Below are 25,184 nucleotides of genomic sequence, written 5' to 3' on the forward strand. Positions count from 1 at the left end.
CATCCAGATCATCTTTTTATGATTTATATTCAAGAATCTCACTATTAGTGCTATATAATCAGTTGCTTACATGAACTCAACAATAATCTTCGGGGACAATATGAGTACTCAAGACAACGAGATAGTAATTAACATTGATGAATGTAATAGCTATATGAAAATGGGGCCAAACGAATTAATTCATCAAAATGTTTATAAAAATCTTATCCTAGATATTAAAAATTCCATATTACAAACCAAAAATAAAGTCCCACTCAGTGATTTTCAACTAACCTCAACCGATAATATTGATTATGCTCCTGGTAGCGGATTGGTTTATTTCATTGATGGATCACGAGGTGCAGGTAAAACAACATTTTTACGTAGTGTTTATGAACATATATCAAATGATCTCATTAAACCAGATAAAAACAATAACATCGTAAATATATCCAAGCTTGATTATATTGATCCAACCCGTTTGGAAGTTTGCGAAAATATATTATTAAACGTGTTGAGAGCCCTTAAGGGTATCGTCGAAAATCGTCATATTTCATTAAATAATGAATCACTAAAAACTAGTTTCCGTCAAGCCTTTAAAAAACTTTCCGGTGGCCTTAGCTTATTCCGTAATGGGCATGATCAGTTAGCACATATTGATCCAGAGCTATTTTTTGATAGAGGTCTAACTCGAGCAGAGGATAGTCGTTCTTTAAGAAAGAATTTACACCAGGCCATCGACATTGCCTGCCATTTATTGAATACAGATACATTGATGCTTGCATTTGATGATGCAGATACTAACGCACAACACGCTTTCCCATTATTAGAATGTATAAGAAACTATTTAGATAGTCCTCGCCTCCTCATACTGGTTACCGGAGACATGGAGTTATATTCTCTATTGATTAGGGATAATTTTTCTCGACGACTGCCTTCAACTGAAAAGAAAAACAATGATTTCAGAATAGAGCAATGCTTAAGAATGCTTGATCATTTAGAAGATCAGTATGTTTTAAAGTTATTTCCATTATCACGACGCCAACATTTAAAAACACTTAATCGACTCTTTGACAAAGAGTCTACCGCACATACATCATCAAATTATAAAATCATTTCATCCAAATGGAATAATAAAAAACGAGACCCTATCAACGTCATAGATGAAATTATAAGCCGTGGATTACGTATATCCTCTCAATCTGATATTGAATTATTCAGAACACATTTATTAAAACAACCACTTCGTTCAGTATTACAAGTATTACAGGGGTGCGCACCTTATCTATCACAATCTGATGATAATATAAGTATGGAATGGAATAGTGAGCTCTCTGATGCCTTAAGAGAATCTTTAAGAGCGATGGCTCAAGGTAGTTTATACAAACACGGGGTGGTCGTTGATGAACTAACAGCTAATTATCTTCCCACACTATCAAAGGCGGTTTTCGACTTGTGTTACCAAGACGGAGATGTTGATACTGCAGCCTATTTAAGACCACAAGCTAGTAACGATGACCTCAACAATTGTTATTTGGCTTTGGCTGCGGAAGTTGCAGGGCAATGTGCAGGGTCTGCATCTGCGTCATTAAAGTATATGTTATCAGGACCAGGCAATGTTACGTTATGGGGTAAAGAAAAACGTCGTATGGCAAATAATATTAACCCCGACTTGCTTTATAGACAGTTTAGTCAGTATATGGCTATAGGTAGAAACGAAGATGCACTGAACTGGGCCAGACGTGCGACCGCAGTACTAGCAGCAAGGCATCCGTCCCAAGTAAAAGCCCCTGTAATAGATTTTGGTATCATTGGACTGAATAAGAGAGCGCCTGATGAGGCAAGAGGGAAAAGTGAAGGCTTCAAGACGATAGATAGTATATTGAATTCCATTTACGGTACTGATAGCAAAGGTTACCCGACTCTTGCATATAGTCTTTTAGACGTATCTAGTCAGAGTAGTCGTTGCTATTCTTCTATATACAATGTGCTAGGATTGGTTGAACGTCTTTTTGAGTCTCGTTCCAAAGAAGAAATATTACGCCGTCTAAAAAGCACCTATCCACAACTTAGTATCAGCAGTCCAGATTGGGGGGGGAGCATTGACACAATGCCTTCAGAAGAAAGCCTACAAAGCGATAGTGACGATACGGAAAGACATATAATAACTTCAGATGCAGAGAGCTTGTTAATTAATGCCGTATACGCATGGCAGGAGTTAAACAGAAATTCATTTAAATCATTTTCACCCTCCTCTGTTTTGCTCGGTAAAATCTGGATAAGGATTTATTTTAGCCTTGAAAAATCCTCGGATCAAATTCGCCCAGGTTCATTGGGAAAGGGAAAAAACATTGATGACATTATGGAAATTAATGCTGCTTGTTTAATCAATGCCTTTCTTGTTGAAGAAGCTGATCACAACTTACAAAATTACGATGTATCACCGGATCGTACAAACCCACTAACTTCTGCCCTTGATATCTTAAAAAAGAAAAAAGAATTCCTAAAAAGCAATAAAGATAGCCTTCCTCTCACGACTCTAATAGCAAGCTGCCCTATTGTGCTCGGTCTTTTAAAAGAGGAATCAAGAACAATAATTAAAGAGGCTTTATCCCTAGATGAGACAATAGTCAATATTCAAAATGCTGAACTACCTGTTAAAGCATTTATTGCTGGTCGCTGGCGTAAAACAGAAACAGAAACTAAATCTAGAAAAGGAGCGAAATCCACTACCAATACCGAGGAAGATAAATGACTATTCGAACATTATCAACCTCGGCAAAGTTAGGGTGTGATTTGCTCTCAAGCCATCGAATGCTTACTCTTATTGAGGATAATTCATTTCACATTCCATTAAGTGAAAACAAAATTAGGGAAGAGTTATATCTTACCCATCAACCTTGGGCAGCAAGAGAACCCGATCATGTTTTTAGTCGAGCCCTGGATGCACTAAAAATACACTATAAACCTACGGATTGTTCGCTACTACAATCAGCCATGCGTTGTATTTTAAAGGAATTTATAACTTCTCGCCATGGTATTTTGCGAGTAAAACTCCAAATGTTCGGCGTATGGCAACAAAGTGTTTTAAGTCGAGTAAGTGGCATATCCCTACAAGCTGCAGCATATGTTTGGCCTCAAAATAATTATTATCTAGAAGAGTTGACACATCCCATCAAATTAGCTGAAACTTCCCCAAACAGCAGATTAAACTCGTTACTAATGCCATATGATCCCTTAGTTGAGGAGTATTTTAATAGGGAGGGATTACATGAAACCCATTTACATTTAAATGGAAGTACGCATGCCGAATTATGTTGGTTACGTGCTATTACAGAACCTGAAAAAGAAACAACTGATTTCTGTCAAAAAATTAACAGCACTCAGAGTAACTCCTCACGTTTAATGGAATTAGCTAGATCTGTACATCCTAATTTTTCTATTTCTTTATTTCGGAAACAATTATATATAGCCAAACAACTTAGAAAATATTTAATAGCAGCTTCTTTTGGATGCCTATCTTCAAGTGAAGAGCTCCCTAAAGACTGCAAGGAAGTACTGTCATTAGCATTATCAAATATTGAACCTGACACGTCACATAATGAGATTGAGTATCGTAATTTTATTCATTGTGATAATGATAATATTAATGCAGAAAGATACTGGATTTTCTTACTTTTAAAAAGGCTTGAATCCACCCCCTCAGTTTCTTTGATAAATATGCTTCACTGCTATTTAATATTACAAAATCTTTACTATAAATTGCTTGTACAAAATGAAGAGCAATATGGTTTTGATCAATTTCAGAAATTAACTTGGACTGACTTACGAGAGCCTATTGAAAAAGATTATTTTGACCGTTTCCAAAATATGCATGGTCCTTTACCTACCCACAGTAGAGTCGTTTATTTGGAAGGTCGGTTTGCCCCTAAAGACCTTGAGGAAAAAAATATATCGATACTATACAATATTTTAAGTGGATATTGGAGATATTTATATAAAACCAATCCAGAAAGTGATCTTACACGGTTACTTGGTGAGTTTGAAAAGAATATTATCAATACAACACTCATAAATGGTCGTTTTTTGAAGCTAGCACTTGTTGCTCATTTTGTTAAACTCCCCGAAAATAACCTTGATACACCCTACAGACACTATACTTTGCGGACTAAACTTAGTAAACAAGCCCATGTCCTTAAAAACACACTTTATCATTATCCAACCTTAAAGCGATGGTTTAGGGGGATTGATGCTGCTGCAAATGAACTTGACGCTCCACCTGAGGTTTTTGCAAGCGTTTACCGCATGTGCCGTTACTCTGGGATTACACATCGTAGTTATCATGCTGGAGAGGATTTTCATCATATATTATCAGGCATCCGGGCTATGTTTGATGCTATAGAATTACTTGATTTGTGTGAAGGCGACCGTATTGGCCATGGTACTGCAATGGGTATATCCCCAGAACTATGGTTAAAAAGAATGCCTGGAGGCGTTTATATTCATAAAGATGACTGGTTACTTGATTTACTTTCTACCTGGCGCCTTTTAAAAATGATAGGAGAGACCGAGTTAGCGTATAAACTGGAGAGTAAATTGACTGAACTAGGCTCTTATTTATTTGATTTTCAAGTAAATAGTATAACGTTAGAACGAGTAATGAAACTCAGGGGACTCAATATTGAGTTCCTTGCCAAGATTTTTACTGGTATTAATGAGAATACTAAAAAGTCTGAAATAATAAAATGTGTAGATGTTGTCACACCACTTAGTGATATAGAAAGGGCAGAAGCGATAAAGGTAGACGAAGCTATCAGCTCCAATTTCAATGATTGTAAACTTTTATGGAAATGGCTTAGTGATCAAGATATTCGCTCGAGGGGAAGTGAGCTAGTATTTGTTGACTCTGAATATTTGTCTGCAGAGGAATATATAAAAATACAACAAGCACTCATGCACGTAGTTAAAGATAAAAGAATTCTTATAGAAACATTACCTTCTAGCAATGTTCGTATTAGCCAATATGAAAGTTTCGATGAGCATCATGTGTTTAGATGGATGGGCTTACCAAGTTATGCAAAACCTGGAGATCCAGAAATAATGGTTACACTAGGCTCAGATGATCCAGGAATTTTCGCTGGTGACCTAGCCTGTGAGTTTTATCAATTATACGCTGTTTTGCAAGGTTTAGGGTTAAGCGATAAGAAAGCATTACATTACATTTCAGAGCTTAATGAACGAGGTAGAGAATATCGCTTTCATGACTTTGGAATAGGCTAATCAAAAAAATAATTTTATTATCTATCTAACATCCAGCCTTAGAAATAAACTAAGGCTGATGTAGTTATCTAAAAACACTTTTATTTTATGTACAATGACAATCCTTTTTTATTGATTATACCAGAAACCAAAGCCCGCTCTTTAAACCACCTCAGTACACTCAAACAATGCTAATATCTTATATAATCAAATAATCCTTCATGTTTATTACATGAACACATAAAAGTAAGGCTGAAATTTTCATGAAGAGTACATAATTAACTACTAAATAATATCCAATCACTATTACAAAACAATTACAACTAAGTAAAAATATAGCATTATACATATCCCTCATTTAAGAACAGCACTAGCAAAAATGCCACAGCTGAAATCTTCCATCAGACAAAAATAGTTTTCCGCTGAATCGTCATCAAGACCTTTTATACCCTAGCTTAAACCAGTCTCAGGAGTCTGTTGTTATGCGCAACCGTTCATTATATGCGTTACTGATAATGCTCATAGAATCTCAGGCCTACGCCTCCCCGGAATCCACCCAGCTCGCCCTCGCGCTGAAGCAACTTGACGGCGTAAAAACCTCGCTGGAGCGCGCCCAAACCCGCGCCAGCACCGATCCACAGTCGCGCTACATCTTCGACTACTTACAGGCGCAGCAGGACATCTCCACCGTTGAACAGGGCATTCGCCGCTACCTTACCCCGGCAAGAGCGCAGCCACGCACCGTCCAGCCCCTGAGCACCAGCTACCAGCGGGAGAACCCTGATGACTGACTCGCAAATCGCCGCCTTTCAGGCCGCCAGCCTGAGCAAACCGGAGACCGTCAGCCTGCTGGTGCTCGGCCTGTTTACCAGTGCCCTGCTGCTGTGGTGTGCCTGGACGCTGCTGGTCGCCTGGCAGGGCGTCTGCCGCCAGCGCCTGAGCTGGCAGAGTTTTGGCGCGGTAGCGGCCCGTTCACTATTACTGGTTCTGGTCAGTTTCTGGCTGGTCCTGAGCTGAGGAGGCATCATGCGCTGGCTTTTATTACTGCTGCTCGCCACATTTAACGCCCTCGCCGACCTGCCGACGATGGAAGATCCGTCACGTGGCCAGGGCAAGGGCATTATGGAGACGTTGCAGAACTACGGTTTTGATATCGTGGTCGTGCTGGCTCTGGGCATCTGTGCCGTCGGATTTCTGGTGGTAGCGAACAACTGTATCGCCACCTATTCGGAGATCCAGAGCGGGCGCAAGCAGTGGAAAGATCTGGGCTCGATGGCGGGGGTTGGCAGCATTCTGCTGGTAATCATCATCTGGCTGCTCAACCAGGCCTCGGACATCCTCTGATGACGACAATCCCTTTCCTACCCGACCGCCTCAACCGTGAACCGGTGGTCTGGCGCGGCCTGACCACCAGAGAGTTGTTTCTGGCGCTGGCAAGCGGTCTTGGTGGTGGTTGCATATCCGGCATTCTGCTGGCCCTGCTCACCGGTTACTGGCCGTTGATCCCCGGTTCGGCGCTGGCAGGCGCGGCGTTGCTGATTCAGGGCGGTGGGCGCATCCTGGCCCACGCCAAACGTGGCAAGCCCGACAGCTGGCTACCGCAGGCGATTCTTGCCTGGCTGGAACGTCATCATCTTCGCGGCGCACAACTGGTGCAGCACAGTACCGTATGGGTAGTGCGCAGGAGTCCGCGATGAGCCGCTTTCGCCACGCGCTGGCCGAGCGCGATAACCATATCCTGACGCTGCGGGCGGTGATTATTCTGCTGTGCCTGTGTCTCACGGGTGTCGGCTACGGCTGGTACAGCGCCCCACAAAAACTCATTCTCTGGTTCCCGCCGGACCTGCGCTCCGGCAGCACCCGCCCGTGGTGGGAAGTACCGCCTGCCAGCGTTTACGCCTTCACCTTTTATATCTTCCAGCAGCTAAACCGCTGGCCGGATAACGGTGAAGAGGACTATTCCCGCAACCTCCGCTCGCTGCGCGCCTATCTGACGCCCGCCTGTTACACCCAGCTGGAGCACGATTTCCAGGTGCGGCGCAACGGCGGTGAACTGCGCGAACGCACACGCGGCGTGTATGAGCTTCCCGGCCACGGCTACAGCAGCCTGGTGCATGACGGCGATAAACGCCCCTTCACCCGCGTCGAGACCTTAAGCCGGGATGCCTGGCGGGTGACACTTGATGTAGCGGTTGAGGAGTATTACCAGAACGAGCCGGTGAAAAAAGCGCTGGTGCGCTACCCGTTGCAGGTGGTGCGCTACGCCATTGATGCGGAGAAAAACCCGTGGGGACTGGCGATCGACTGTACCGATGCCGCTCCGCAGCGTCTGGTAGCGGAGGAGAAACAATGAAATACCTCTTCTTTGCTTTGTTATTCAGTCTCCCGGCCTTCGCCACGGAAGTGGTACAGTGGGAAAACATCCCGCTACCCATCGCGCTGCATGTCGGGCAGGAGCGTATTGTCGACGTGGGTAAAGCAGTGCGCATCGGTTATCCCGCCACGCTGGAAGGCAAAGTGCGTCTGCAAAGCGCGGGCGGCAAGGTCTTCCTGCTGGCGAATACGGCGTTCCCGTCCACCCGAATCCAGCTACGTGATACCGGCAGCGGCGAGCTGATCCTGCTGGATATTCAGGCCACCCAGGGCACTTCGCCACTTGAACCCGTGAAAATTAGCTATGCGCCGCAGACGCCTGCCACAGCAAAAACGTCCGTCCCGGTGACAGCATCAACCGAGCCCCTGCCCATTCTGCTGGTACGCTATGCCGCGCAGAACCTGTATGCCCCGCTGCGCACCGTTGAAGCTCTGCCCGGCGTCACGCCCGCGCCCGTCCGGCTGGCAAAACTCATCACCACCTTGCTGCCTCAGCAGCCTGTTACGGCGACTCCACTGGCAGCATGGCAGGTCAACGCCACCACCGTCACCGCCATCCGCCTGCAAAACCAGAGCGGACAGCTCATCACGCTCGATCCGCGCGAGCTTCAGGGGCAGTTCACCGCCGCCGCGTTCCAGCATGACTGGCTCGGCCCGCGTGGTCTGGCAGAAGATACCACCGTGGTGTACCTGGTGACGGACGGCCCGGTTTCCCGCGCCCTGCTGCCGGAGCCGAAACCATGATGCCGCGCCACAGTCTCCTGCTGAAAATCCTGCTGCCCGTGATTGTGCTGGTAACGGTATGGCTGCTGCTGCGTCCCGCCAGCAAAAACACCACTGAGAAATCCCCGTCCCGCAGCGTGGCAGCATTAACGCCGCAGGAACTGCGCGATCTGGGCATCGATGGCGACACGCCTGCCGATACCGTCGCCACGCTGGTCGGCCAGATGAAGCAGTACCGCCGCGAGCTTCAGGCTATCCAGAGCGATAATGAAAGCCAGCAGGCGCGCGAAAAGCGACTGAAAGCACAGCAGGCGACGCTGGTATCAGAGTTACGCGGGGATATGCGCAGGCAGCAGGACCAGATGCGCGATGAACTACTAAAAAGCCAGCGGGGATTGCTGGATAAGCTCGACCATCTGATGGCCAAGCGCCCGGACGATATCCCGCCCGGTCTGGGGCTGACGCCCGGCGAACTACCTGCCGACGTACAGCCAGATATCCGCTGGCTGGAGCCGCTGGATGCCCCCCCGCCTGTGGATGAAAAGCTGCTGCACGTCCCTCTGAAAGCGGCGGACAAACCACTGCCAAAACCTGACGTGAAGGTTTACACCCTGCCGCAGAACACCACGCTGACCGGCTCGGTCGCCATGACGGCGCTGATTGGCCGCGTGCCGCTTAACGGCACCGTCAGCGATCCCTATCCGTTCAAATTGCTGATTGGCGAGGACAACCTCACCGCCAACGGCATCGAACTGCCGGACGTGGCGGGCGCGGTGGTCTCCGGCATCGCTTCCGGCGACTGGACACTCTCCTGCGTGCGCGGGCAAATTACCTCCATGACCTTTGTGTTCCACGACGGCACCATCCGCACCGTCCCGCATGGCGGCAAATCCGGCAACAAACAGCAGGAGATCGGCTGGCTTTCGGATAACCAGGGACTGCCGTGTATTCCCGGCGAGCGCAAAAGCAACGCGAAGGAGTACCTGACCTCGCAGTTCCTGCTGGCGGGTTCCGGCGCGGCGGCGCAGGCCTTCGCCAATGGTGAAAGCACCACCGTGGTGGAGGACGGCAGCATCACCAGCGCAGTGACGGGCAACAACGGTCAGTACGTGCTCGGCCAGGCCATCGGCGGCGGATTAAAAGATACCGCCGACTGGATGAAACAGCACTACGGCCAGATGTTTGATGCGGTATATGTGCCACCGGGCCACAAGGTAGCGGTGCATCTCACCGAACCGCTGGCCATCGACTACGAGCTGGAGGGTCGCAAAGTGAAATACCAGCAGGCGAGCACGCCGGGAGGTCTGGAGTGATACGCACCCTGTTCATACTTCTGTTTTTACTGGCCGGATGCAGCACCTCGCAGGAGGAACTGATGCCGGTCGATCCTGATGCCAGCATGCTCTCACTGTGGCAGCAGCAAAGCGGTGGCAGCGCGGCCCTGCTGGATGCCCGCGCCCAGTTGCGCCGCCCGCCAGATGGTCCGGTGACACAACCCGAAGCGGACACCATCCGCAGCCAGTTCCCGCGCCTACCCAATCCGGATCTTGTGTTGTACGTTTTCCCGCACCTTAACGGCAATACACCGGTACCCGGCTACAGCACCGTCTTCCCCTTCTACACCCGCCCGCAGTATGCGCTGCCGGGCGAGCGCCTGACGCCGCCATGAGTGAACGGCGCGGCCTGACCGAACAGGCGCTGAATACCAGCTACCGCAAGGGCCCGTCATTTGTCGACTGGCTGCCATGGGTGGAGTTTTTGCCGGAGTCGCAGACGCTGCTGCTGGAAGATGGCCGCTCGGTGGGCGCGGTGTTTGAGCTAATACCTGTTGGCACCGAAGGCCGCTCGACGGTCTTTCTCGAACAGGTGCGCGATACCGTCACCGACGCATTACAGGATGCCTTTGATGAGCATGAACGTGCGCCGTGGGTGGTACAGTTTTGCTGTCAGGATGAGGACGACAGCGAGGCGTGGCTGGAGACGCTGGCGGCTTATGCCGCACCAGAAATCCGCGATTCCGCCTTTACCCGTGAATGGCTCACACAGATGGCAAACCATATGGCGAATCTCACCCGCGATGAGGGGCTGTTTCTGGATAATACCGTCACCCGTACCCGCTGGCGGGCGACATGGCGGCGCACGCGGATGGTGGTTTACCGCTGGCTGCCCGGCCTCTCCCCGGATGAACCGTCCCCGGAAGAGACGCTGAACCACATCTGCGAACGGCTCACCGCCGGGCTTAAAGCGGCGGGCATCAGCGCGGTCCGCCAGAATGAACAGGCCATTCACCGCTGGCTGGTGCGCTGGTTTAACCCCGCGCCGCCCGTTGAGGATAAAAAAGCCTTCTGGCGACAACTGGATTTACCGGAAGCTGAATCCCTGCCCGTTATCACCGATTTTGCCGAACGACTGCTGACGAGCGAACCGCGCTCAGACGCAGAGAACGGTGTCTGGTGGCTGGATAACCGCCCGCATAAAGTGGTGGTCGTCGACCGCCTGCGCAAAGCGCCACCGCCCGGTCTGCTGACCGGGGAAACCTCGCGCGGCGACGGCATCAATGCCCTGTTCGACCTGCTGCCTGCGGGAACCATCATGAACCTGACCGTAGTGGTGTATCCGCAGGACAAGCTGGAGCAGCATATCAGCCACCTCGCCGACCGGGCGATTGGCGACAACACCGATTCGGAATACACCCGCCGCGACTGCCACGAGGTACGCAGCTATCTCAAGGACGGCCATAAGCTCTACCGCAGCACGCTGGCGTTTTACCTGCATGCACCCGACACCGATACCCTGTTTCGCCAGCAGCGCCAGTTGCACAGCCTGTTGCTTAACGCCGGTCTGGTACCCGTACAGGAGCAGCATGAAGTGGCCCCCTTAAGCCACTGGTTACGCTGGCTGCCGATGTGCTTCGATCCCCTGCGCGATCTGCGCGGGCTGTATACCCGGCTCAACTTCGTCCAGCATATCGCTGGGCTGATGCCGGTGTACGGGCGGGAAACCGGCACAGGGCATCCGGGGATTTGTTACTTCAATCGCGGCGGCGCGCCGCTGTGCTTCGATCCGCTGAATAAGCTAGACCGCGCCCAGAACGGCCATCTGCTGTTGCTCGGCCCGACCGGAGCAGGCAAATCCGCCACGCTGAACGCGAAAATAGCCCAATTGATGGCACTGCACCGCCCTCGCCTGTTTATCATCGAAGCCGGGAACTCGTTCGGCCTGATGGCGGACTACGCTGCCGCCCACGGTCTGACGGTGAACAAAATCAGCCTGCGTCCCGGTTCCGGTGTCACCCTGCCCCTGTTCGCCGATGCCTGGCGACTGGTGGAACAAGCGGTTACCGACGCCGAACCGCCTGAGGACGAAGAGAGCGACGGCTATGACCAGCGCGATGTGCTCGGTGAAATGGAGATCACCGCCCGGCTGATGATCACCGGTGGCGAAGCAAAAGAGGATGCTCGCCTTACCCGACCTGACCGGGCGATGATCCGCCAGGCGATTATCGCCGCCGCGCACACCTGCTACGAGGAAAAACGCCAGACGCTGACCCAAGATATCCGTGACGCACTGTTCGCCCTTTCCCGCGATGCCAGCCTGCCGGAAACCCGCCGCCAGCGGGCGTATGAGATGGCCGAATCCATCAACCTGTTCTGCGCCGGGTTTGAAGGCGAGCTGTTTAACCGCGAGGGGCAGATGTGGCCAGAGGCGGATATCACTCTGGTGGACCTCGCCACTTTTGCCCGAGAAGGTTATGAAGCCCAGCTTGCCATCAGCTATATCTCGCTGATTAACCATATCAACAACCTCGGCGAGCGCGACCAGCATCTCGCCCGCCCCATCGTTAACATCACCGACGAGGCGCATATCATTACCATTAATCCGCTGCTGGCGCGGTTCCTCACGAAGGGCTCAAAGATGTGGCGCAAGCTTGGCATCTGGCTGTGGCTGGCGACCCAGAACCTGGCGGATTTTCCCGACGAGGCGAAGAAACTGCTCAATATGATCGAGTGGTGGGAACTGCTTGTGATGCCGCCGGAAGAGATCGATCAGGTGTGCCGCTTTAAGGCGCTGACGGAAGAACAACGTCAACTATTGCGTTCGGCGGTGAAATCGCCGGGACAGTATACAGAGGGTGTCGTGCTGTCGCCGCGCGTGGAAGCGCTGTTCCGGGTGGTGCCGCCCGCACTGTATCTGGCGCTGGCAATGACCGAGAAGCATGAGAAGGCGGAAAGGATGCGGATTATGAAGGAGACCGGATGTAGTGAAGTGGAGGCGGCTTTACAGGTTGCCTTCACTCTTTGTTCTCTCAATCAAAATATCAAATATAAAACATTATCTCAATTCATGGGATACCAAGGGAAATAATCATACGAGCTATCATTTCCTTTTGAATTTTTATCAATCTGATTGCACTCCTTACATAACAGTTGAATATTGGATATATCATTTATTCCATATTTTGATAAAGGAACGATATGATCATAATTAGCTTCATTAAAATTATTTATTAGATGGGTTAAATCTTTTTTACATATAACACAAACTCCTTTATCCCTATGAAAAACAGCATTCTTCACCCATGATGGTATATTTTTCCTTTTCAATACCCCATTAGGCTTACAGCAACTATCATCTTCAAATACATCTTTATCATATTCCCTAACGCTGGCAATCATTTCATTGAACAGCTGGACGACTAATCTATTAGCGAATAAGACATAAAACACTTCATCTACAGTCTTTTCTAAATGATTAACAAAAACCTCATTTGACATGAAATGCTCTAAGAATGCTTGCAATGAATACTCATCGCTTTGGCTTAAAGCAACACCTTCACCAGACAAAAAAGCCATATATTCCTGATACTTATTAAAGAAAGAAAACACACCACCATTTTCACTGTTAGATAACATTGCGAGTTCAAACTGGGTAAGCTCTTTGAATCTTTTATGTAGCTTTTGGATATTGCTCCATTCCAATTCTTCATAATATATATTAGATACTATAAATTCTATAAACGCATGGAAATGTGAATATTTTGGAAATGCTATTGAAAAGGATGTTACCCTTCCATCGCCATGAAAATCATTCAAACCTCCGATATATGAAGTTTGATCACAAAGTATATTTTTCACACAATGGCAAAAATAATAAGTATCATGAAAAAGATACTCTTCAAATTGTTTATGCTTAGTCATAAATTTCAGCCTACTTCATGATTAAATAGTAATTCATCTAATTTTTTTTATCTTTTTGAAGAGAGCAAGCACTTCTTCGGCAAACTCATCATCTACAGTGTAGAAATAACACTCAGGGACATCCAGCACTCGAGCAAACTCACACACCAGCTCAAATGTCGGCTTATGCGTACCATTCTCATAGTGTGACAAGCGTGAGTAAGCAGTAGCCTCTTCTATACCAGCAAGTACACCAAGCTTTTCCTGGGTCAGCTTTGCTCGCAAACGAGCTTCTTTTAGTCTTTTAGGGATCATACCGTGGGTCCTATAAGGATTTCACGGTCATCTTTAGCATTGCTCAAGAATGTTTATCTTTAGACTTCATAAAGATAGATAACCATAACATCAAAGAGCGTTAACAAGACCAATTAACTTAAGCGCCTCCTTTTCCACTGGACCCGTTTCCCGTCGTAAAGCTTCAGCATTACATCAGCAAAGCTGTCATCCTGTGTATAGAAGTAGCCTTCAGGCACATTGAGAACTTCAGCAAATCGACAAACCAGCTCGAATTTAGGTTTATGCCTGCCATTTTCGTAATGGGACATTCTCGAATAGCCCGTTTCTTCAGAAAGCCCTGCTGCAATAGCCAATTCTTCTTGCGACATATCGGCTAACTCTCTCGCAATCCTCAGACGTTTCGGAACCATAACCCTGTCCTGTTAGTGGTTATATTGACAGCATCTTTAGCATTCCTTAAGATGAGTTATCTTTAGACTTCCTAAAGTACAGATAACGTACTGTCTTAACTGGTTTTAGACCTGAGAGAGGTAACCGAAATGGCTAAAAAAGACTGGCACCCCGCCGACATCGTTGCCGCCTTACACAAGCGCGGTACCAGTCTGGCGAAACTGTCGCGGGAAGCGGGACTGGCCTCGTCAACGCTGTCGAATACCCTGACGCGCCCGTGGCCGAAAGGCGAGTGGCTGATTGCCATCGCGCTCGACGCTCATCCGTCAGCGATCTGGCCGGAGCGTTACCTCGACACGGGAAATAAACGTGAACCCCGAAAACCGCTTCACCCCATGACAACAACCGACAACTCCGGGACATAACGACCCGCGCTGTGAGTGGCAGGACGCATTAACCAACGATACCTGACAGGAGAGTTGTTTATGCACACCGAACCACAACCATGCACCATCGCATTGAGTACAGGAGGCCGCCATGTTTCTGGTCTCCCTGGCTGAAGGCTTTATCCACCTGTTCCAGGCCGCAGGCAAAATCTTCCTCGACATGATGACGGGGCTTATCCCGATGCTCATCTGCCTGCTGCTGGCCATCAACTTCCTGATGAAGCTGGTCGGCACCATCAGAATGGAGAAAGTCGCCGCCCTGCTCGGCCGCTCGCGCATCCTCACCTACGGCGTGCTGCCGGTGCTCGGCTGGTTCTTTATGAGCAGCCCCGGCGCGCTCACTTTAGGCAAACTCCTGCCCGAAAAGAGCAAGCCTGGTTATGAAGATGCACTCGGCACCACTGCCCACCCCCTCACCAGCCTGTTTCCCCACGTGGTGCCGTCGGAGCTGTTTGTCTGGCTCGGCGTGGCTGCCGGGGTTAAGGCGCTCGGCCTGCCCGTCACCTCGCTGGCGCTGCGCTATATCGCTGCCGCCATGCTGATTGGTTTAATCCGCGGGATTATCACCGAGTACCTGTTCCTGCGGCTCAGCAAACGGGGGAATGCGCCATGATGATTTACTGCGCACGCATTACTGCTATCGGGCTGTTTGTCGCCGACGGCCTCACCGACAAGATGCTCATCACCTTCGACAGCAACGGGCCGAAGGACTGCCTCGATTACTCGCTGTCGCTGGAGCCGTCGTTCCGGGAAGAGAGCCTGATGATACTGCCTGGCGACCGCCTGCTGCTGGCGGGCCATGATTATCTGGTGACCAGTGTTGGCAAAGGTGCACAGCAGGCGCTGTTTGAACTCGGCCACCTGACGCTGATGTTCAACGGCGACCTGAATCCCTGCCACGTCGGTGCGGTTCATCTCTCCGGCCCGGTGCCGAAACTCCATGACCTGCACGGCAATCTGGTGATTGAGGAGGGACGGCCATGAACACGGTACTGATTCCTCCCGGCCCCGGCGGCTACGGTAAAGGGCTGTGGCTGCCCGTGGGCAGTGGCAAAAAGGTGCTGTCGCTGACCGGGCGCGAAATCCATCCCGTCGCGATAGAAATCGGCGCACTCACCGAATCGGAAATCGTCAACGGCTTCTCAGACATTCCACCGGATAACAACATCCTGTGCGTGGTGATTAACTGCGCCGGGTCCCTGCGCTGCGGCCTGTACCCGCAGAAGGGCATCCCGACCATCAACGTACTGCCCACCTGGCGCGCCGGACCGCTGGCGCAGTTTATTACCGAAGAGAACTACGTCTCCGGCGTCACGATGGAACAGCTGGTTCTGGTGGATACCGCCGAAGCACCGGACAGCAGACCAGAGGCAAGCACAGAGCCTGCGCCACGGGTTACCACCACTCCACCACCACCGCGCGGCGCGGAGAAGCTGGTGCGCATGGTCGAGCAGACCGGTACCGCCGTCGGCCACGTTATCGCCCTGCTGTTCGCCGCCAGCCGTGAGGCGGTGGATGTCTCCCTGCGCAACGTTATCCCGTTTATGGCCTTTGTCTCGCTGCTGATTGCGCTGGTGCAGGAAACCGCGCTCGGCAGCCTGATTGCCCACGCCCTGACGCCGCTGGCGAACTCGCTGTGGGGACTGGTGCTGCTGTCGCTTATCTGCGGCATTCCGTTCCTCTCGCCGGTGCTCGGACCGGGCGCGGCCATCTCGCAGGTCATCGGCGTGATGATTGGTACCCAGATTGGCGCGGGCGCGATATCTCCGGCCTTCGCCCTGCCCGCGCTGTTTGCCATCAACGTGCAGGTCGGCTGCGACTTCGTGCCGGTGGGCCTTTCGATGCAGGAGGCGAAACCGGAGACCATCGCCAAAGGCGTCCCCGCCTTTCTGCTGTCGAGACAACTGACCGGACCGCTGGCGGTCATCATCGGCTGGCTGTTTTCCCTGGGCTTATTCTGAGGACTCACTAATGAACAAAATCAGAGCCGCCGTGGTCGGCGCAGGTATCTACGGCAAACACCACATGAACGCGTACCGCCATAACCCGGACACGGTGCTGGTCGCCATCTGCGACACTGACGCAGAACGCTGCGACGACCTCGCCATGTCATACGGCATCATGGGCTATACCCGGCTGGAAACGCTACTGGAAGAGGAAGCTATCGACGTGGTCTCGGTGGCGACACCGGACCCGTACCACACCGAATCCATCCTCACCGCCCTGCGCCACGGCAAGCATGTGCTGGCGGAGAAACCGCTCGCCACCTCAGTACGCGAGTGCGAGCTTATCGTGGAGATGGCGCAGCAGCGGGACCTGCTGGTCGGCGTCGATTTCCACAAGCGCTGGGACCCGGCGGTAATGCGCATTAAGGCCGAACTGGAGAAGCCGGAAGCCGGGCGTATCCTGCGCGGCCATATCAGCATGGATGATGTCATCAGCGTGCCGACAGAGTGGCTGAACTGGGCGGGCGCAAGCTCCCCGGTATGGTTTCTGGGTTCCCACTGCTTTGACCTGGTACGCCACCTTTCCGGTCAGGAAGTGGTGTCGGTGTATGCCGCCGGGCAGAAGCGGCTGATGGCCGAATGCGGCCTCGACACCTTCGACAGCGTGCAGAGCCTGCTGACGATGGCCAACGGCAGTTCGTGGGTGGTCGAGAACTCGTGGGTGCTGCCGGAAGGCTTTCCGAAGGACAACGACGGGCGTATCGATATTCTCTGCGAAGCAACGTATATCCGCAGTACTTCACAGCATCGCGGGCTGGAAATCACCACGCCGGACATGACGCTCACGCCCAACAGCTATTTCATCAACTACCGCAACGGTGTTGCCAGCGGTTTTGGTATCGACCCGATCAATGACTTTGTGCGGGCAGTCAGACATAAAGCCCCCTACCCGGTCACCGCCGAAGACGGGCTGGCGGTAAGCCGGATTTGTGAGGCGGTACACCAGAGTCTCGAGAGTCAAAAACCAGTGTCATTAAAATAGTCGGCCAGCAGGGAAGCTGGTATCCGCAAGCCCGTTTAATCACGCTTAATTTGTTTATTCTGAGAATAAACATACCGGAATCTGTCTCCGTATATTGATTCAATATCCAAGACAAAATCCAGGCGGGCAGAGTCTAAAGCCGCAGAGCGAAGGATAAGTGAATCGCCAGAGCAGCGATCGTCAGTTCCCCTTGCTTCAATTAAGAAAATCTCCTCGCCAACTTTAAATGAATCATTTGGTCTGGGTCCGCCAATCACAAAGCACTGGATATCCAGGCCTAACGCCTGCACTGCTCCGACAAAAATATTCCCAGCAACAGGTTCAACTTTTTTGCCATTGACCGTTGCAGATATAGCAGAGACAAATGCCGTTCCCATTCCATTATTGATGATGTAAATACCCGATTTGTTCGCCCGCCCGTCATTTGAAAAATAAGCGTTCATCCGCGGCTCAACAGAAATATGGTTATGCTTTATTTGCTCCTGGCTTTGCGACCAGGTAAACCACAGGGAAAGCAGCGCGATAATAATTCCAGTAAAGGCGAGAAGGGTATCTCTGTATTCCCTAAAGAAAGATAGCGTGTATCATAAAGATTAATCAGCGTCTGATTTACACCGTCGATTTTGCACTTAGGATTTTTGAGCTGCTGTTCTAAAGCCCGGACAATACGGGCCCGATGGTCTTGATCGGTAGCAAAATCCCGTTCCTGCAATTCGCTGAGTACCAGAAATGAAGGAGGGATCTCTTCTGCAATCGCTGCCTGTAAACGATAATGACCATCAAGAATAACAAATGATCCCAGCCCTGCTATATACCAGACAAGTACTGGAGGCAGCGCACCCTCACGGCATTTTTTACGCCACCATTTCAACCTTCCGGCATCAGGTTGTATCGGGTAACGCCCAAGTAGCAGGCTACCTCCCCACCACCAATCCACTAATCTGACTTTGTCAGGATTGACCAAATCAGGAAAATCTTCGCCGTAGAGCGTCCAGCTACAGCCGATATTCCCGCTGCTTTCTGGGGCATCAAAACGCCAGCTATTTACAGGAACACGCTGTCCGGATAATTTTGGTAATGAATATTTGGCCTCCATCGGCCTTATCAGCCATCGGCGAGGAGACAGAAGAGGCACTGGCGCATTCATTAATTGCCGGGAAAAATAGCGACACCATTCACCTGTCCAGGCCCATTCGCCTTTGCTTTTAATACCCTCAATATCTTCAGATGTGACAGCCGATAATAATGTCTGGCAAGCAGAATGATCGGCATTAAACACCAACCAGACGCCGGAATGATCTTTCAACATTGATGCCCAGAATAATGTCTTCCCGGAGACCTGTAGCGCCATTCGCCCATACCGACCACTTAGCATTTCCATTGCCACGTCGGTCCTCTGGCTGCTCTTGAGTATCAGCTCCAGACCCTGCCAGTTATTATTGCGATCAAAAATATCTTTCCACCAATATTGGGTCATTATCATCTTCCCTGATAAACAGAGGGTTAGTTTAAAACCTTTAAAATTGTTCAGGTAGCTATTTATACGTCAGCGTAAACGTCGCCGTCGCATTGGCGGGCCCCGCCGTCACCGCTGAAGCCGTCTGGTAATAACGCGCCTTGAGCTGCACAGTCTCCATCCCGCCATTTGGCGAAGTATAATAATCCTTTACCTGCCCGAACTGCGCCGCGCTGTTGTCCGGCGCGAAGTAAAGCTGAACCCCAACGCCCGTCGCCGCGGTACTGCCGCTTTCGGAATCGATGGCCATCACGCCTGGCGCATTCGACGCATCCCGGGTGGCATCAATCTGCACATAAATATGCGCGCTTTTATTGCAGTCCAGCACGATATTAAATCCCTTCCAGTCCGTGGTGTAGCCGACGCCGCTGAACTCCCGCTTGTTGTGCTCGCCAAGCTGGACCGGCTCATCCACCGATGTTACCGAGCAGGCGGCAGAGGTGACGGTGTTGGTTCCGTTTAGCGTGATGTTAGCAAAGTAAAACTGGTTGACGACCGAAGCGCGCGCCAGTACCCTGTTAGTTAAGGTGCCACTGGTAATATCCCCGGTTTTTATCAGTTCCCCCTTGATCCCATCTCCTGGAATGGAGGCCCATGAGCCCCCGGCATTGTAGGGATAGCTGGCTTCATACGGCAATACTTTGCCCGATTGAGCAGTGCTCAGCCGTAAACCGACGCCCGAAAGATTGGTATTGTAGACGCCGTTGCCATAGCCACTCAGCGTCCCCCATTGCGTCAGCTCCCAGCGAGCGGTCCAGGCTTCACGGGTACATCCGGCGATGGCATTGCCATTGTTATAAGCCCCGGTTACGGTTGTTGCCAGCACGCTCCCGACCGGTGTATCGCGCTGGACAACCACATTGCCGAAGTTCAGATAACCCGGCACTTCTCCGGACACGCCGCTGTAAAATGAACAACTGGCTCGGGCGATCGGTGAAACCACCAGCATCAACAGCATGAAACATATAACTTTTCTCATGTCATTGCTCCGGTGATTTACTTGTAGCTCAGCGTGAATGTCGCTGTGGCGTTCGCTTTCCCGGCCGTGATGCTCTGCGTTGTCTGGTAATAGCGCGCCTGAAGCTGAACATATTCGTTACCACCTGATGGCGAGGTATAGTAATACCGCTCCTGACCGAACTGTACCGGGCTGTCTTCATAGCGATACCAGAGCTGAACGCCGACACCTCTGGCATTAACGGGATCGCTGTCGAGTTTAATGACGCCGGGTACGCCTGCGTCGCTGTCTGCTGTGGCGTCAATACGCACATTAATCCGCGCACCCTGAATACAACTCAGATTGATATTGAATGTCTGCCAGGCTGTTGCGGAACCCGGACCGCTGAACTCACTTTTGTCATGGTCGCCCAGCGGGACATTAACCGGGTTAGTGGTAACGGAGCAGGATTCAGAGGTAATGGTATTTGTGCCATTCAACGTGACATTGGCAAAATAAAACTGGTTTGCCACCGAGGCCCGCGCCAGCATACCGGTATCCAGGGTTCCGCCCGTAATATCGCCCGTTTTGATTAATTCAGCTTTAATACCATCAGCATTAATAATGACGCTGCCCGTTCCCATACTCTGGTCATAAGGAAGCAACTTTCCGGATGCAGTGTTTGTTAGCCGGATCCCCACTCCTGCAATATTGGTGTTATAGACTTTGTTGCCTTGAGAACTCAACGAGCTCCATTTGCTCAGTTCCCAGCGATAAGTCCAGGGGTCAGAACATCCAGCAATCGCCTGCCCACCGTTATAAGTCCCGGTTGTCGACGTAGCAAGCACGCTGCCTATCGGCGCATCGCGTTGAACAGACACATTGCCAAATGTGACATAGCCGCTAATTTCTGAGGTTGCACCGCCCGTAAAGGCGCATGACGCCCAGACCATCACTGGCAGAGAAAACATGATGACACTCGTAAGGGCCACAATGTAGCGAATAAGTTTCATTCCCGACACTCCTGCTCAGTTTCCGTTACCGGCGCGTTTGCGGCACTCTCCGGTAGCCGATAATGCACCACGCACTGCTGCTTTCCGTTCCAGTTCACCGTGATATCACCTTCATCCGGGACGCCCGTCAGGTATACCTGTCCGTCATCGCCAACGATGCCGCTGCCGCCTTCCTTCATTTTCGCCTGAGCGCCGAACGGCACCGGCAACCCACGGTAAAGCAGCGTCATCAGTACGCGCCGTCCGACGCGGGTGTTGAAGTCCGCCATTACCACTGCGCCCTGCGTTGGCGTCACCGTCTGCACGGCGGTGTCGATATCGACTCCATCACCGAGCGTGCTGGTGTCCAGTGCGATGCGGTTTTTCCGGTAAGCGTTGACGTACGGCACGACTGCATAGCCGCGCCAGTCGGTATAGACCCCGGTATTATTCTGCACCTTCGCGTCATCCGCCCCGGGCGCTTTCACGATGGCAAGTGAGTCACCAAGCGGCTGGGAAAGGGTGACGCCATGTGGATGGACGACAATCCCCCCTTTCAGGCCATAGTTCACCTGCTGCATATCGTCGTCATAGTTGTAGCCGCCGGTGATTTCCCCCTGCCCGCCTTTGTAGTCGGCGTTGATATTCCCGGAGCCACCCGTACCGTGGTTGGTGTAGCTCTGCTGGAGGCTGTAGCTGAGGTTGTTATCGGCAAGCGCCGTCCCATTGAGGCCCACCTGCTGGCGAGTGTCGCCGTGCTTCGCGGTGTTGACGCTGTAGCTGGCCCACGCGTTCGGCATAAAGCGGCTGAGAGGTACCTGGATGCTGAACGCCAGCTGCTGGTCGGCTGGCTGGGTGCTGTCCGGATAATCACTGTAACTGTAGGAAACGCTGTAGCTGATACCGTTGATGTTGCCGTTCCAGCCGGTGCTGAGGGTGCGCTCGTAACCGTCCTCATGCCAGTAATCCTGCTGGTAGCCGGAAACAAAGAACGAACCGTAGCTGCCGATACTCTGGGTGAGATCGAGCTGCAGTTTCTGCCGTTTGTTGTACGTCAGCCGCCAGCCATCATCGCTGTCCGAGCGTAAGTCGTTCGCTTCCTGGAAGGTATAGAACCCTTCCGTGGAATAGCGGTACGCCGCCAGGGTGAAGCTGGTATCGGTGGCCTGAAAATCTTTTGAGTACTGCACCCGGTACGACTGGCCGTCGTGAGTTTCATCGTTATTAAGGGTGGTGTGTGCAGCGGTGATATCGGCGGAAACCGAACCCAGCTCGCCGAGACCAAACCCCAGACCCGCCGCCCCGGACTGATAGTCCTCCGAGTACAGCGTGCCGCCATAAATCGTGATGGCATGCGGCAGGCCGTAAATTGCCGTTATCTGGCCAAACTCAGGCTCATCGCTGTCGCTGTTGCCGCTGCGGTATTTCCCGGCAGTGAGGGCATACTTCAGGCGGCCTTCACGCTGCATAATCGGTACCGCAGAGAATGGCTGAATAAAGGTTCGCTCGCTGCCGTCGGCTTCTTTAATCGTTACCTCCAGATCGCCGCTGCCCGATGTCGGGTAGAGATCGCTGATGGCGAAGGCCCCCGGTGCGACGTAGCTCTGATAGATGGTGTAGCCGTTCTGCTTAATAGTGACCTGGGCATTCGACTGGGCAATACCGCGGATGATCGGGGCAAACCCGCGCAGGCTGTCCGGCAGCATATTGTCATCCGACGCCAGTTGCGCGCCGCGAAACTGCACGCTGTCGAAGATGTCCGACGGGGTATAGCTGTCGCCGAGCGTGAGCTGCCCCTGCAGGCGCTGGATATCCCGCTGAAGATACGTGTTCACTGAATCCCAGTGGCTGCCGTTATCCTCGTCGTAATTCCAGGTGGAATAGTTGCGCAGCCGCCACGCGCCGAGGTTCAGCCCGCTCTGCAGGTTAGCGTAGTAGTTATCATCGGAGCCATTTTCTCCGTCGCGCCAGGTATTGCTGCCGCTGAGGTTATAGTTCAGCAGTGCGGCAGGTACGCCCTCGTCCCATTCGGACGGATCCACCCAGCCGCGCGCGGTGGCGCTCATCGCCGCCTGCGGGATACTGAGATTCAGTTGCAGTTTACTGAAACGCAGTTCGCTGGAAGCCATCGGGATATAGCGGCCAATATCCTCCAGCGGTTTGTCCGCAGGCAGTGCGGCAAGCGCAGGAAACGCGGCGGTATTCACGCCCCAGTCTTTCAGCATCGCAGGGGTTAACTGCGCGCTGAGTTTTTTATCCGGCCCGGCAACAAAGGCAATGTCCTGCGCTTCGCCCTGCTGCTCGCCGTTCACATACACCGTCACCCGGTAAGTACCCGGTAGCTGGCCATCGGCTTCGGCAAAGGCAGATAAGTCCACAACTGGCTGGCCCGGACTGTCCAGCTCCAGCGCGTGGGTATTGAAGGTCTCGCGGGCTTCCGCATGACGCAGATAACCCAATAGCAGCACCATAATCAGCAACAGCGCCAGCAGGAAGATCATCAGTCGGGAATTCGAGTTATTCATATTCCCTCCTTCAGAGCTTACGGCTTTCGGTCTGACTGACGCCGCCGTAATCACTGATCGACTGCCAGCTCACCATGGACGCCGTGGCCGATGGCAGCGTGAAGCTGACGCTGCCTTTCGGCGGCACCATATCGGCCTCTTTGATCTCCTGCCCGTCCACCTTTAAGGTGAACAAAGTGACGTAGTAAGACGTGGGATTGCTGACCGTAAGACGATTGCCGCTACGGGAGACCGACAGATGGTGGTAAGCCGTCTCCGGCTGTCCTTCCAGCCCCGCCGGGCGGTAAAAGAGTTTCAGGCGGGATTTCACCACCACCTGCAGAACGTTGTTATGCGGCACGCTGTCGTCGGTGGCGGGAATGGACTTCACGTTCAGCCAGAACACCGATTCCCGGTCTTCAGGCAGGCTCCCTCCGGTGCGCACAATGCGCAGGATGTTCTCTTCGCCTGGATTAATGCGAAACAACGGCGGCGTGACGATAAACGGTGTTTTGCTGCCTTTCACGCCACTGTCCACCCAGCTCTGCACCAGCCAGACGCCGGTTCTGTCGGGGTTGCGTATAGAAGCGGAGGTCTCTTTTTTGTCGCCGTTATAAATGATCCGTGTCCCGCCAATGACAATCCCGGCCTGTGCCTGCACGGTAAATACGGCCAGCAATAGCGCCAGCAAAATGTCTGCATACCTGTTCATCTTGTTATCTCCGGACGAAAAATACGCATCCCTGCGAAACGCTCCCTGTTATGCGGCGGCGCATGGGTAGGAGGAGGAGAATGCGCCCCGCGACGGCACAGCGTTATTTGTAAATGATGGTGAACTCAGAGGTACCGTTTGCTGTACCGGTGGTGACCGCCGGGCCTGTGGAGACATAGCGGGCGACAAAGTCGAGCGCGTTTGCGCCTTCTGCGAGGGTGTAGTCGGATGAAGCGGAGTGCAGCGGGATGGCCGTGCCGTTTTTATCTGCGATCTGGATCCCGACCCCGGTGGCGATGCCCGTGCCACTGTCCAGCGCCAGCAGACTCTGGTCGTTGTTATCGGATGTCCCGTCAAATTTCACATTTGCACCAGTGACCGTTTCCGGGCACTCGCTCACGTTGATGGTAAATTGCGTTGGCGCCGCTCTCATCCCCTTCGCCCCGTTAAGGGCGGTCTGGGCAACATTGCCGAGGTTCACCGGTAGATTCTGGGAGCCAGTGTCGATCTTGCAGGTCTGGTCAGTAATGCTACCGGTGAAATGGATGGTACCGTCGGCAGCCATGGCATTAGCCGCCGCCAGCATAAAACACGCGCTTAACATCGTTTTTTTCATGTGTTTCTCCTTGATGAAAGAACATTCGGGACTCGGCCCCGCATCACTCTGGCGGTGAAAAAATCTGCGTTAGACTTTCCCGTTAGTGCCAGAGTGGTGAGTTCAGGAGAAAATGATGTGGAAGAAGAGAATGAGAAATAAAATGCCATCGGGAGAGGAACTGAGCTTGCAGAATGGCATAAAACAGTAAAGCGGTGAGCGAATGAATACTGGCAACGTGAACCTCTAAAGCACGTTGCCAGCAAGGGCCAGAGGAACATCATGTATCTGCTACG

26 protein-coding genes are annotated in these 25,184 nt (G+C 51.7%); 16 read left to right on the top strand and 10 right to left on the bottom strand.

Annotation, left to right across the window (positions count from 1 at the left end):
- Nucleotides 1–100 precede the first annotated feature (100 nt).
- The 11 genes from OGX81_RS02270 (at nt 101) to OGX81_RS02320 (ending at nt 12,699) form a co-directional block, all read left to right on the top strand.
- Entirely contained in the window at nt 101–2,734 is a 2,634-nt protein-coding gene (locus OGX81_RS02270) for a hypothetical protein (RefSeq protein ID WP_286487503.1), read from the top strand.
- On the top strand, nt 2,731–5,259 hold the full coding sequence (locus OGX81_RS02275) for an amidohydrolase family protein (protein ID WP_142906549.1): 2,529 nt from the start codon (nt 2,731–2,733) through the stop codon (nt 5,257–5,259). The genes OGX81_RS02270 and OGX81_RS02275 overlap by 4 nt, the downstream gene beginning before the upstream one ends.
- 461 nt (nt 5,260–5,720) lie before the next feature.
- A complete protein-coding gene (locus OGX81_RS02280; protein ID WP_286487504.1) occupies nt 5,721–6,029 on the top strand; it encodes an integrative conjugative element protein, RAQPRD family in 309 nt (102 codons plus the stop codon).
- Nucleotides 6,022–6,255 (top strand): TIGR03758 family integrating conjugative element protein, encoded by a 234-nt coding sequence (locus tag OGX81_RS02285; RefSeq protein ID WP_117107398.1) that lies wholly within the window; start codon nt 6,022–6,024, stop codon nt 6,253–6,255. Before OGX81_RS02280 ends, OGX81_RS02285 begins: the two co-directional genes overlap by 8 nt.
- A 9-nt stretch (nt 6,256–6,264) precedes the next feature.
- A complete protein-coding gene (locus OGX81_RS02290; RefSeq protein WP_009654415.1) occupies nt 6,265–6,582 on the top strand; it encodes a TIGR03745 family integrating conjugative element membrane protein in 318 nt (105 codons plus the stop codon).
- Complete coding sequence (locus OGX81_RS02295; protein ID WP_049009541.1) at nt 6,582–6,935, top strand: TIGR03750 family conjugal transfer protein; 354 nt, start codon at nt 6,582–6,584, stop codon at nt 6,933–6,935. Before OGX81_RS02290 ends, OGX81_RS02295 begins: the two co-directional genes overlap by 1 nt.
- A complete protein-coding gene (locus OGX81_RS02300; protein ID WP_286487505.1) occupies nt 6,932–7,591 on the top strand; it encodes a PFL_4703 family integrating conjugative element protein in 660 nt (219 codons plus the stop codon). Before OGX81_RS02295 ends, OGX81_RS02300 begins: the two co-directional genes overlap by 4 nt.
- Complete coding sequence (locus tag OGX81_RS02305) at nt 7,588–8,355, top strand: TIGR03749 family integrating conjugative element protein (RefSeq protein WP_117107397.1); 768 nt, start codon at nt 7,588–7,590, stop codon at nt 8,353–8,355. Before OGX81_RS02300 ends, OGX81_RS02305 begins: the two co-directional genes overlap by 4 nt.
- Nucleotides 8,352–9,647, top strand: coding sequence for a TIGR03752 family integrating conjugative element protein (locus OGX81_RS02310; RefSeq protein ID WP_223380553.1), 1,296 nt, complete (start codon nt 8,352–8,354; stop codon nt 9,645–9,647). Before OGX81_RS02305 ends, OGX81_RS02310 begins: the two co-directional genes overlap by 4 nt.
- Complete coding sequence (locus OGX81_RS02315; RefSeq protein ID WP_024143486.1) at nt 9,644–10,003, top strand: TIGR03751 family conjugal transfer lipoprotein; 360 nt, start codon at nt 9,644–9,646, stop codon at nt 10,001–10,003. The genes OGX81_RS02310 and OGX81_RS02315 overlap by 4 nt, the downstream gene beginning before the upstream one ends.
- Nucleotides 10,000–12,699, top strand: a complete 2,700-nt coding sequence (locus tag OGX81_RS02320; protein WP_286487507.1) for a conjugative transfer ATPase — start codon at nt 10,000–10,002, stop codon at nt 12,697–12,699. Before OGX81_RS02315 ends, OGX81_RS02320 begins: the two co-directional genes overlap by 4 nt.
- On the opposite strand, the gene OGX81_RS02325 is transcribed toward OGX81_RS02320, so the two are convergent.
- The 3 genes from OGX81_RS02325 to OGX81_RS02335 form a co-directional block, all read right to left on the bottom strand.
- Nucleotides 12,672–13,532 carry an HNH endonuclease gene (locus tag OGX81_RS02325; RefSeq protein ID WP_286487508.1) on the bottom strand — a complete coding sequence of 287 codons (861 nt, stop codon included), beginning with the start codon at nt 13,530–13,532 and terminating at the stop codon, nt 12,672–12,674. The genes OGX81_RS02320 and OGX81_RS02325 overlap by 28 nt on opposite strands.
- A gap of 33 nt (nt 13,533–13,565) precedes the next feature.
- Nucleotides 13,566–13,826, bottom strand: a complete 261-nt coding sequence (locus OGX81_RS02330) for a helix-turn-helix domain-containing protein (RefSeq protein ID WP_032670671.1) — start codon at nt 13,824–13,826, stop codon at nt 13,566–13,568.
- 113 nt (nt 13,827–13,939) lie between these two features.
- Complete coding sequence (locus OGX81_RS02335; RefSeq protein ID WP_032670672.1) at nt 13,940–14,218, bottom strand: helix-turn-helix domain-containing protein; 279 nt, start codon at nt 14,216–14,218, stop codon at nt 13,940–13,942.
- Between the two features lie 129 nt (nt 14,219–14,347).
- On the opposite strand from OGX81_RS02335, the gene OGX81_RS02340 reads away from it, so the two are divergent.
- The 5 genes from OGX81_RS02340 to OGX81_RS02360 all read left to right on the top strand — a co-directional run bounded on the left by OGX81_RS02340 (nt 14,348) and on the right by OGX81_RS02360 (nt 17,632).
- Nucleotides 14,348–14,623: a helix-turn-helix domain-containing protein gene (locus tag OGX81_RS02340; RefSeq protein ID WP_061382784.1), complete on the top strand. Its 276-nt coding sequence runs from the start codon at nt 14,348–14,350 to the stop codon at nt 14,621–14,623.
- Nucleotides 14,624–14,735: 112 nt separating this feature from the next.
- Nucleotides 14,736–15,257, top strand: a complete 522-nt coding sequence (srlA, locus tag OGX81_RS02345; protein WP_058668500.1) for a PTS glucitol/sorbitol transporter subunit IIC — start codon at nt 14,736–14,738, stop codon at nt 15,255–15,257.
- Nucleotides 15,254–15,628: a PTS glucitol/sorbitol transporter subunit IIA gene (locus OGX81_RS02350; RefSeq protein ID WP_286487509.1), complete on the top strand. Its 375-nt coding sequence runs from the start codon at nt 15,254–15,256 to the stop codon at nt 15,626–15,628. Before srlA ends, OGX81_RS02350 begins: the two co-directional genes overlap by 4 nt.
- Complete coding sequence (gene srlE, locus OGX81_RS02355; RefSeq protein ID WP_286487510.1) at nt 15,625–16,605, top strand: PTS glucitol/sorbitol transporter subunit IIB; 981 nt, start codon at nt 15,625–15,627, stop codon at nt 16,603–16,605. Before OGX81_RS02350 ends, srlE begins: the two co-directional genes overlap by 4 nt.
- Before the next feature lie 10 nt (nt 16,606–16,615).
- On the top strand, nt 16,616–17,632 hold the full coding sequence (locus OGX81_RS02360; protein ID WP_286487511.1) for a Gfo/Idh/MocA family protein: 1,017 nt from the start codon (nt 16,616–16,618) through the stop codon (nt 17,630–17,632).
- Between the two features lie 35 nt (nt 17,633–17,667).
- Here OGX81_RS02360 and OGX81_RS02365 read toward each other — a convergent pair whose 3' ends face one another.
- The 7 genes from OGX81_RS02365 to OGX81_RS02395 form a co-directional block, all read right to left on the bottom strand.
- Nucleotides 17,668–18,075 carry a hypothetical protein gene (locus OGX81_RS02365; protein WP_286487512.1) on the bottom strand — a complete coding sequence of 136 codons (408 nt, stop codon included), beginning with the start codon at nt 18,073–18,075 and terminating at the stop codon, nt 17,668–17,670.
- A 29-nt stretch (nt 18,076–18,104) separates the two neighbouring features.
- Nucleotides 18,105–19,109 (bottom strand): ParB/Srx family N-terminal domain-containing protein, encoded by a 1,005-nt coding sequence (locus OGX81_RS02370; RefSeq protein WP_286487513.1) that lies wholly within the window; start codon nt 19,107–19,109, stop codon nt 18,105–18,107.
- Between the two features lie 58 nt (nt 19,110–19,167).
- Complete coding sequence (locus tag OGX81_RS02375; RefSeq protein WP_286487514.1) at nt 19,168–20,127, bottom strand: fimbrial protein; 960 nt, start codon at nt 20,125–20,127, stop codon at nt 19,168–19,170.
- Between the two features lie 17 nt (nt 20,128–20,144).
- Nucleotides 20,145–21,098: a fimbrial protein gene (locus OGX81_RS02380; RefSeq protein WP_286487515.1), complete on the bottom strand. Its 954-nt coding sequence runs from the start codon at nt 21,096–21,098 to the stop codon at nt 20,145–20,147.
- The gene (locus OGX81_RS02385; protein ID WP_286487516.1) at nt 21,095–23,602 is read right to left on the bottom strand and encodes a fimbria/pilus outer membrane usher protein; all 2,508 of its coding nucleotides are present in this window, start codon (nt 23,600–23,602) and stop codon (nt 21,095–21,097) included. Before OGX81_RS02385 ends, OGX81_RS02380 begins: the two co-directional genes overlap by 4 nt.
- 10 nt (nt 23,603–23,612) lie before the next feature.
- Nucleotides 23,613–24,293 (bottom strand): fimbrial biogenesis chaperone, encoded by a 681-nt coding sequence (locus tag OGX81_RS02390; protein WP_286487517.1) that lies wholly within the window; start codon nt 24,291–24,293, stop codon nt 23,613–23,615.
- 103 nt (nt 24,294–24,396) lie between these two features.
- Nucleotides 24,397–24,909, bottom strand: a complete 513-nt coding sequence (locus OGX81_RS02395; RefSeq protein ID WP_009654430.1) for a fimbrial protein — start codon at nt 24,907–24,909, stop codon at nt 24,397–24,399.
- Nucleotides 24,910–25,184: the final 275 nt, after the last annotated feature.

Origin of the sequence: Citrobacter sp. CK206 (genome assembly GCF_030333125.1) — a bacterium.
GTDB lineage: Bacteria > Pseudomonadota > Gammaproteobacteria > Enterobacterales > Enterobacteriaceae > Citrobacter_B > Citrobacter_B koseri.

What these genes read in the sequence shown, in the direction of transcription:
- OGX81_RS02270 (WP_286487503.1), top strand. Translation starts at nt 101, where the DNA reads ATGAGTACTCAAGACAACGAGATAGTAATTAACATTGATGAATGTAAT.
- OGX81_RS02275 (WP_142906549.1), top strand. Translation starts at nt 2,731, where the DNA reads ATGACTATTCGAACATTATCAACCTCGGCAAAGTTAGGGTGTGATTTG.
- OGX81_RS02280 (WP_286487504.1), top strand. Translation starts at nt 5,721, where the DNA reads ATGCGCAACCGTTCATTATATGCGTTACTGATAATGCTCATAGAATCT.
- OGX81_RS02285 (WP_117107398.1), top strand. Translation starts at nt 6,022, where the DNA reads ATGACTGACTCGCAAATCGCCGCCTTTCAGGCCGCCAGCCTGAGCAAA.
- OGX81_RS02290 (WP_009654415.1), top strand. Translation starts at nt 6,265, where the DNA reads ATGCGCTGGCTTTTATTACTGCTGCTCGCCACATTTAACGCCCTCGCC.
- OGX81_RS02295 (WP_049009541.1), top strand. Translation starts at nt 6,582, where the DNA reads ATGACGACAATCCCTTTCCTACCCGACCGCCTCAACCGTGAACCGGTG.
- OGX81_RS02300 (WP_286487505.1), top strand. Translation starts at nt 6,932, where the DNA reads ATGAGCCGCTTTCGCCACGCGCTGGCCGAGCGCGATAACCATATCCTG.
- OGX81_RS02305 (WP_117107397.1), top strand. Translation starts at nt 7,588, where the DNA reads ATGAAATACCTCTTCTTTGCTTTGTTATTCAGTCTCCCGGCCTTCGCC.
- OGX81_RS02310 (WP_223380553.1), top strand. Translation starts at nt 8,352, where the DNA reads ATGATGCCGCGCCACAGTCTCCTGCTGAAAATCCTGCTGCCCGTGATT.
- OGX81_RS02320 (WP_286487507.1), top strand. Translation starts at nt 10,000, where the DNA reads ATGAGTGAACGGCGCGGCCTGACCGAACAGGCGCTGAATACCAGCTAC.
- OGX81_RS02325 (WP_286487508.1), bottom strand. Translation starts at nt 13,532, where the DNA reads ATGACTAAGCATAAACAATTTGAAGAGTATCTTTTTCATGATACTTAT.
- OGX81_RS02330 (WP_032670671.1), bottom strand. Translation starts at nt 13,826, where the DNA reads ATGATCCCTAAAAGACTAAAAGAAGCTCGTTTGCGAGCAAAGCTGACC.
- OGX81_RS02335 (WP_032670672.1), bottom strand. Translation starts at nt 14,218, where the DNA reads ATGGTTCCGAAACGTCTGAGGATTGCGAGAGAGTTAGCCGATATGTCG.
- OGX81_RS02340 (WP_061382784.1), top strand. Translation starts at nt 14,348, where the DNA reads ATGGCTAAAAAAGACTGGCACCCCGCCGACATCGTTGCCGCCTTACAC.
- srlA (WP_058668500.1), top strand. Translation starts at nt 14,736, where the DNA reads ATGTTTCTGGTCTCCCTGGCTGAAGGCTTTATCCACCTGTTCCAGGCC.
- OGX81_RS02350 (WP_286487509.1), top strand. Translation starts at nt 15,254, where the DNA reads ATGATGATTTACTGCGCACGCATTACTGCTATCGGGCTGTTTGTCGCC.
- srlE (WP_286487510.1), top strand. Translation starts at nt 15,625, where the DNA reads ATGAACACGGTACTGATTCCTCCCGGCCCCGGCGGCTACGGTAAAGGG.
- OGX81_RS02360 (WP_286487511.1), top strand. Translation starts at nt 16,616, where the DNA reads ATGAACAAAATCAGAGCCGCCGTGGTCGGCGCAGGTATCTACGGCAAA.
- OGX81_RS02365 (WP_286487512.1), bottom strand. Translation starts at nt 18,075, where the DNA reads ATGAACGCTTATTTTTCAAATGACGGGCGGGCGAACAAATCGGGTATT.
- OGX81_RS02370 (WP_286487513.1), bottom strand. Translation starts at nt 19,109, where the DNA reads ATGACCCAATATTGGTGGAAAGATATTTTTGATCGCAATAATAACTGG.
- OGX81_RS02375 (WP_286487514.1), bottom strand. Translation starts at nt 20,127, where the DNA reads ATGAGAAAAGTTATATGTTTCATGCTGTTGATGCTGGTGGTTTCACCG.
- OGX81_RS02380 (WP_286487515.1), bottom strand. Translation starts at nt 21,098, where the DNA reads ATGAAACTTATTCGCTACATTGTGGCCCTTACGAGTGTCATCATGTTT.
- OGX81_RS02385 (WP_286487516.1), bottom strand. Translation starts at nt 23,602, where the DNA reads ATGAATAACTCGAATTCCCGACTGATGATCTTCCTGCTGGCGCTGTTG.
- OGX81_RS02390 (WP_286487517.1), bottom strand. Translation starts at nt 24,293, where the DNA reads ATGAACAGGTATGCAGACATTTTGCTGGCGCTATTGCTGGCCGTATTT.
- OGX81_RS02395 (WP_009654430.1), bottom strand. Translation starts at nt 24,909, where the DNA reads ATGAAAAAAACGATGTTAAGCGCGTGTTTTATGCTGGCGGCGGCTAAT.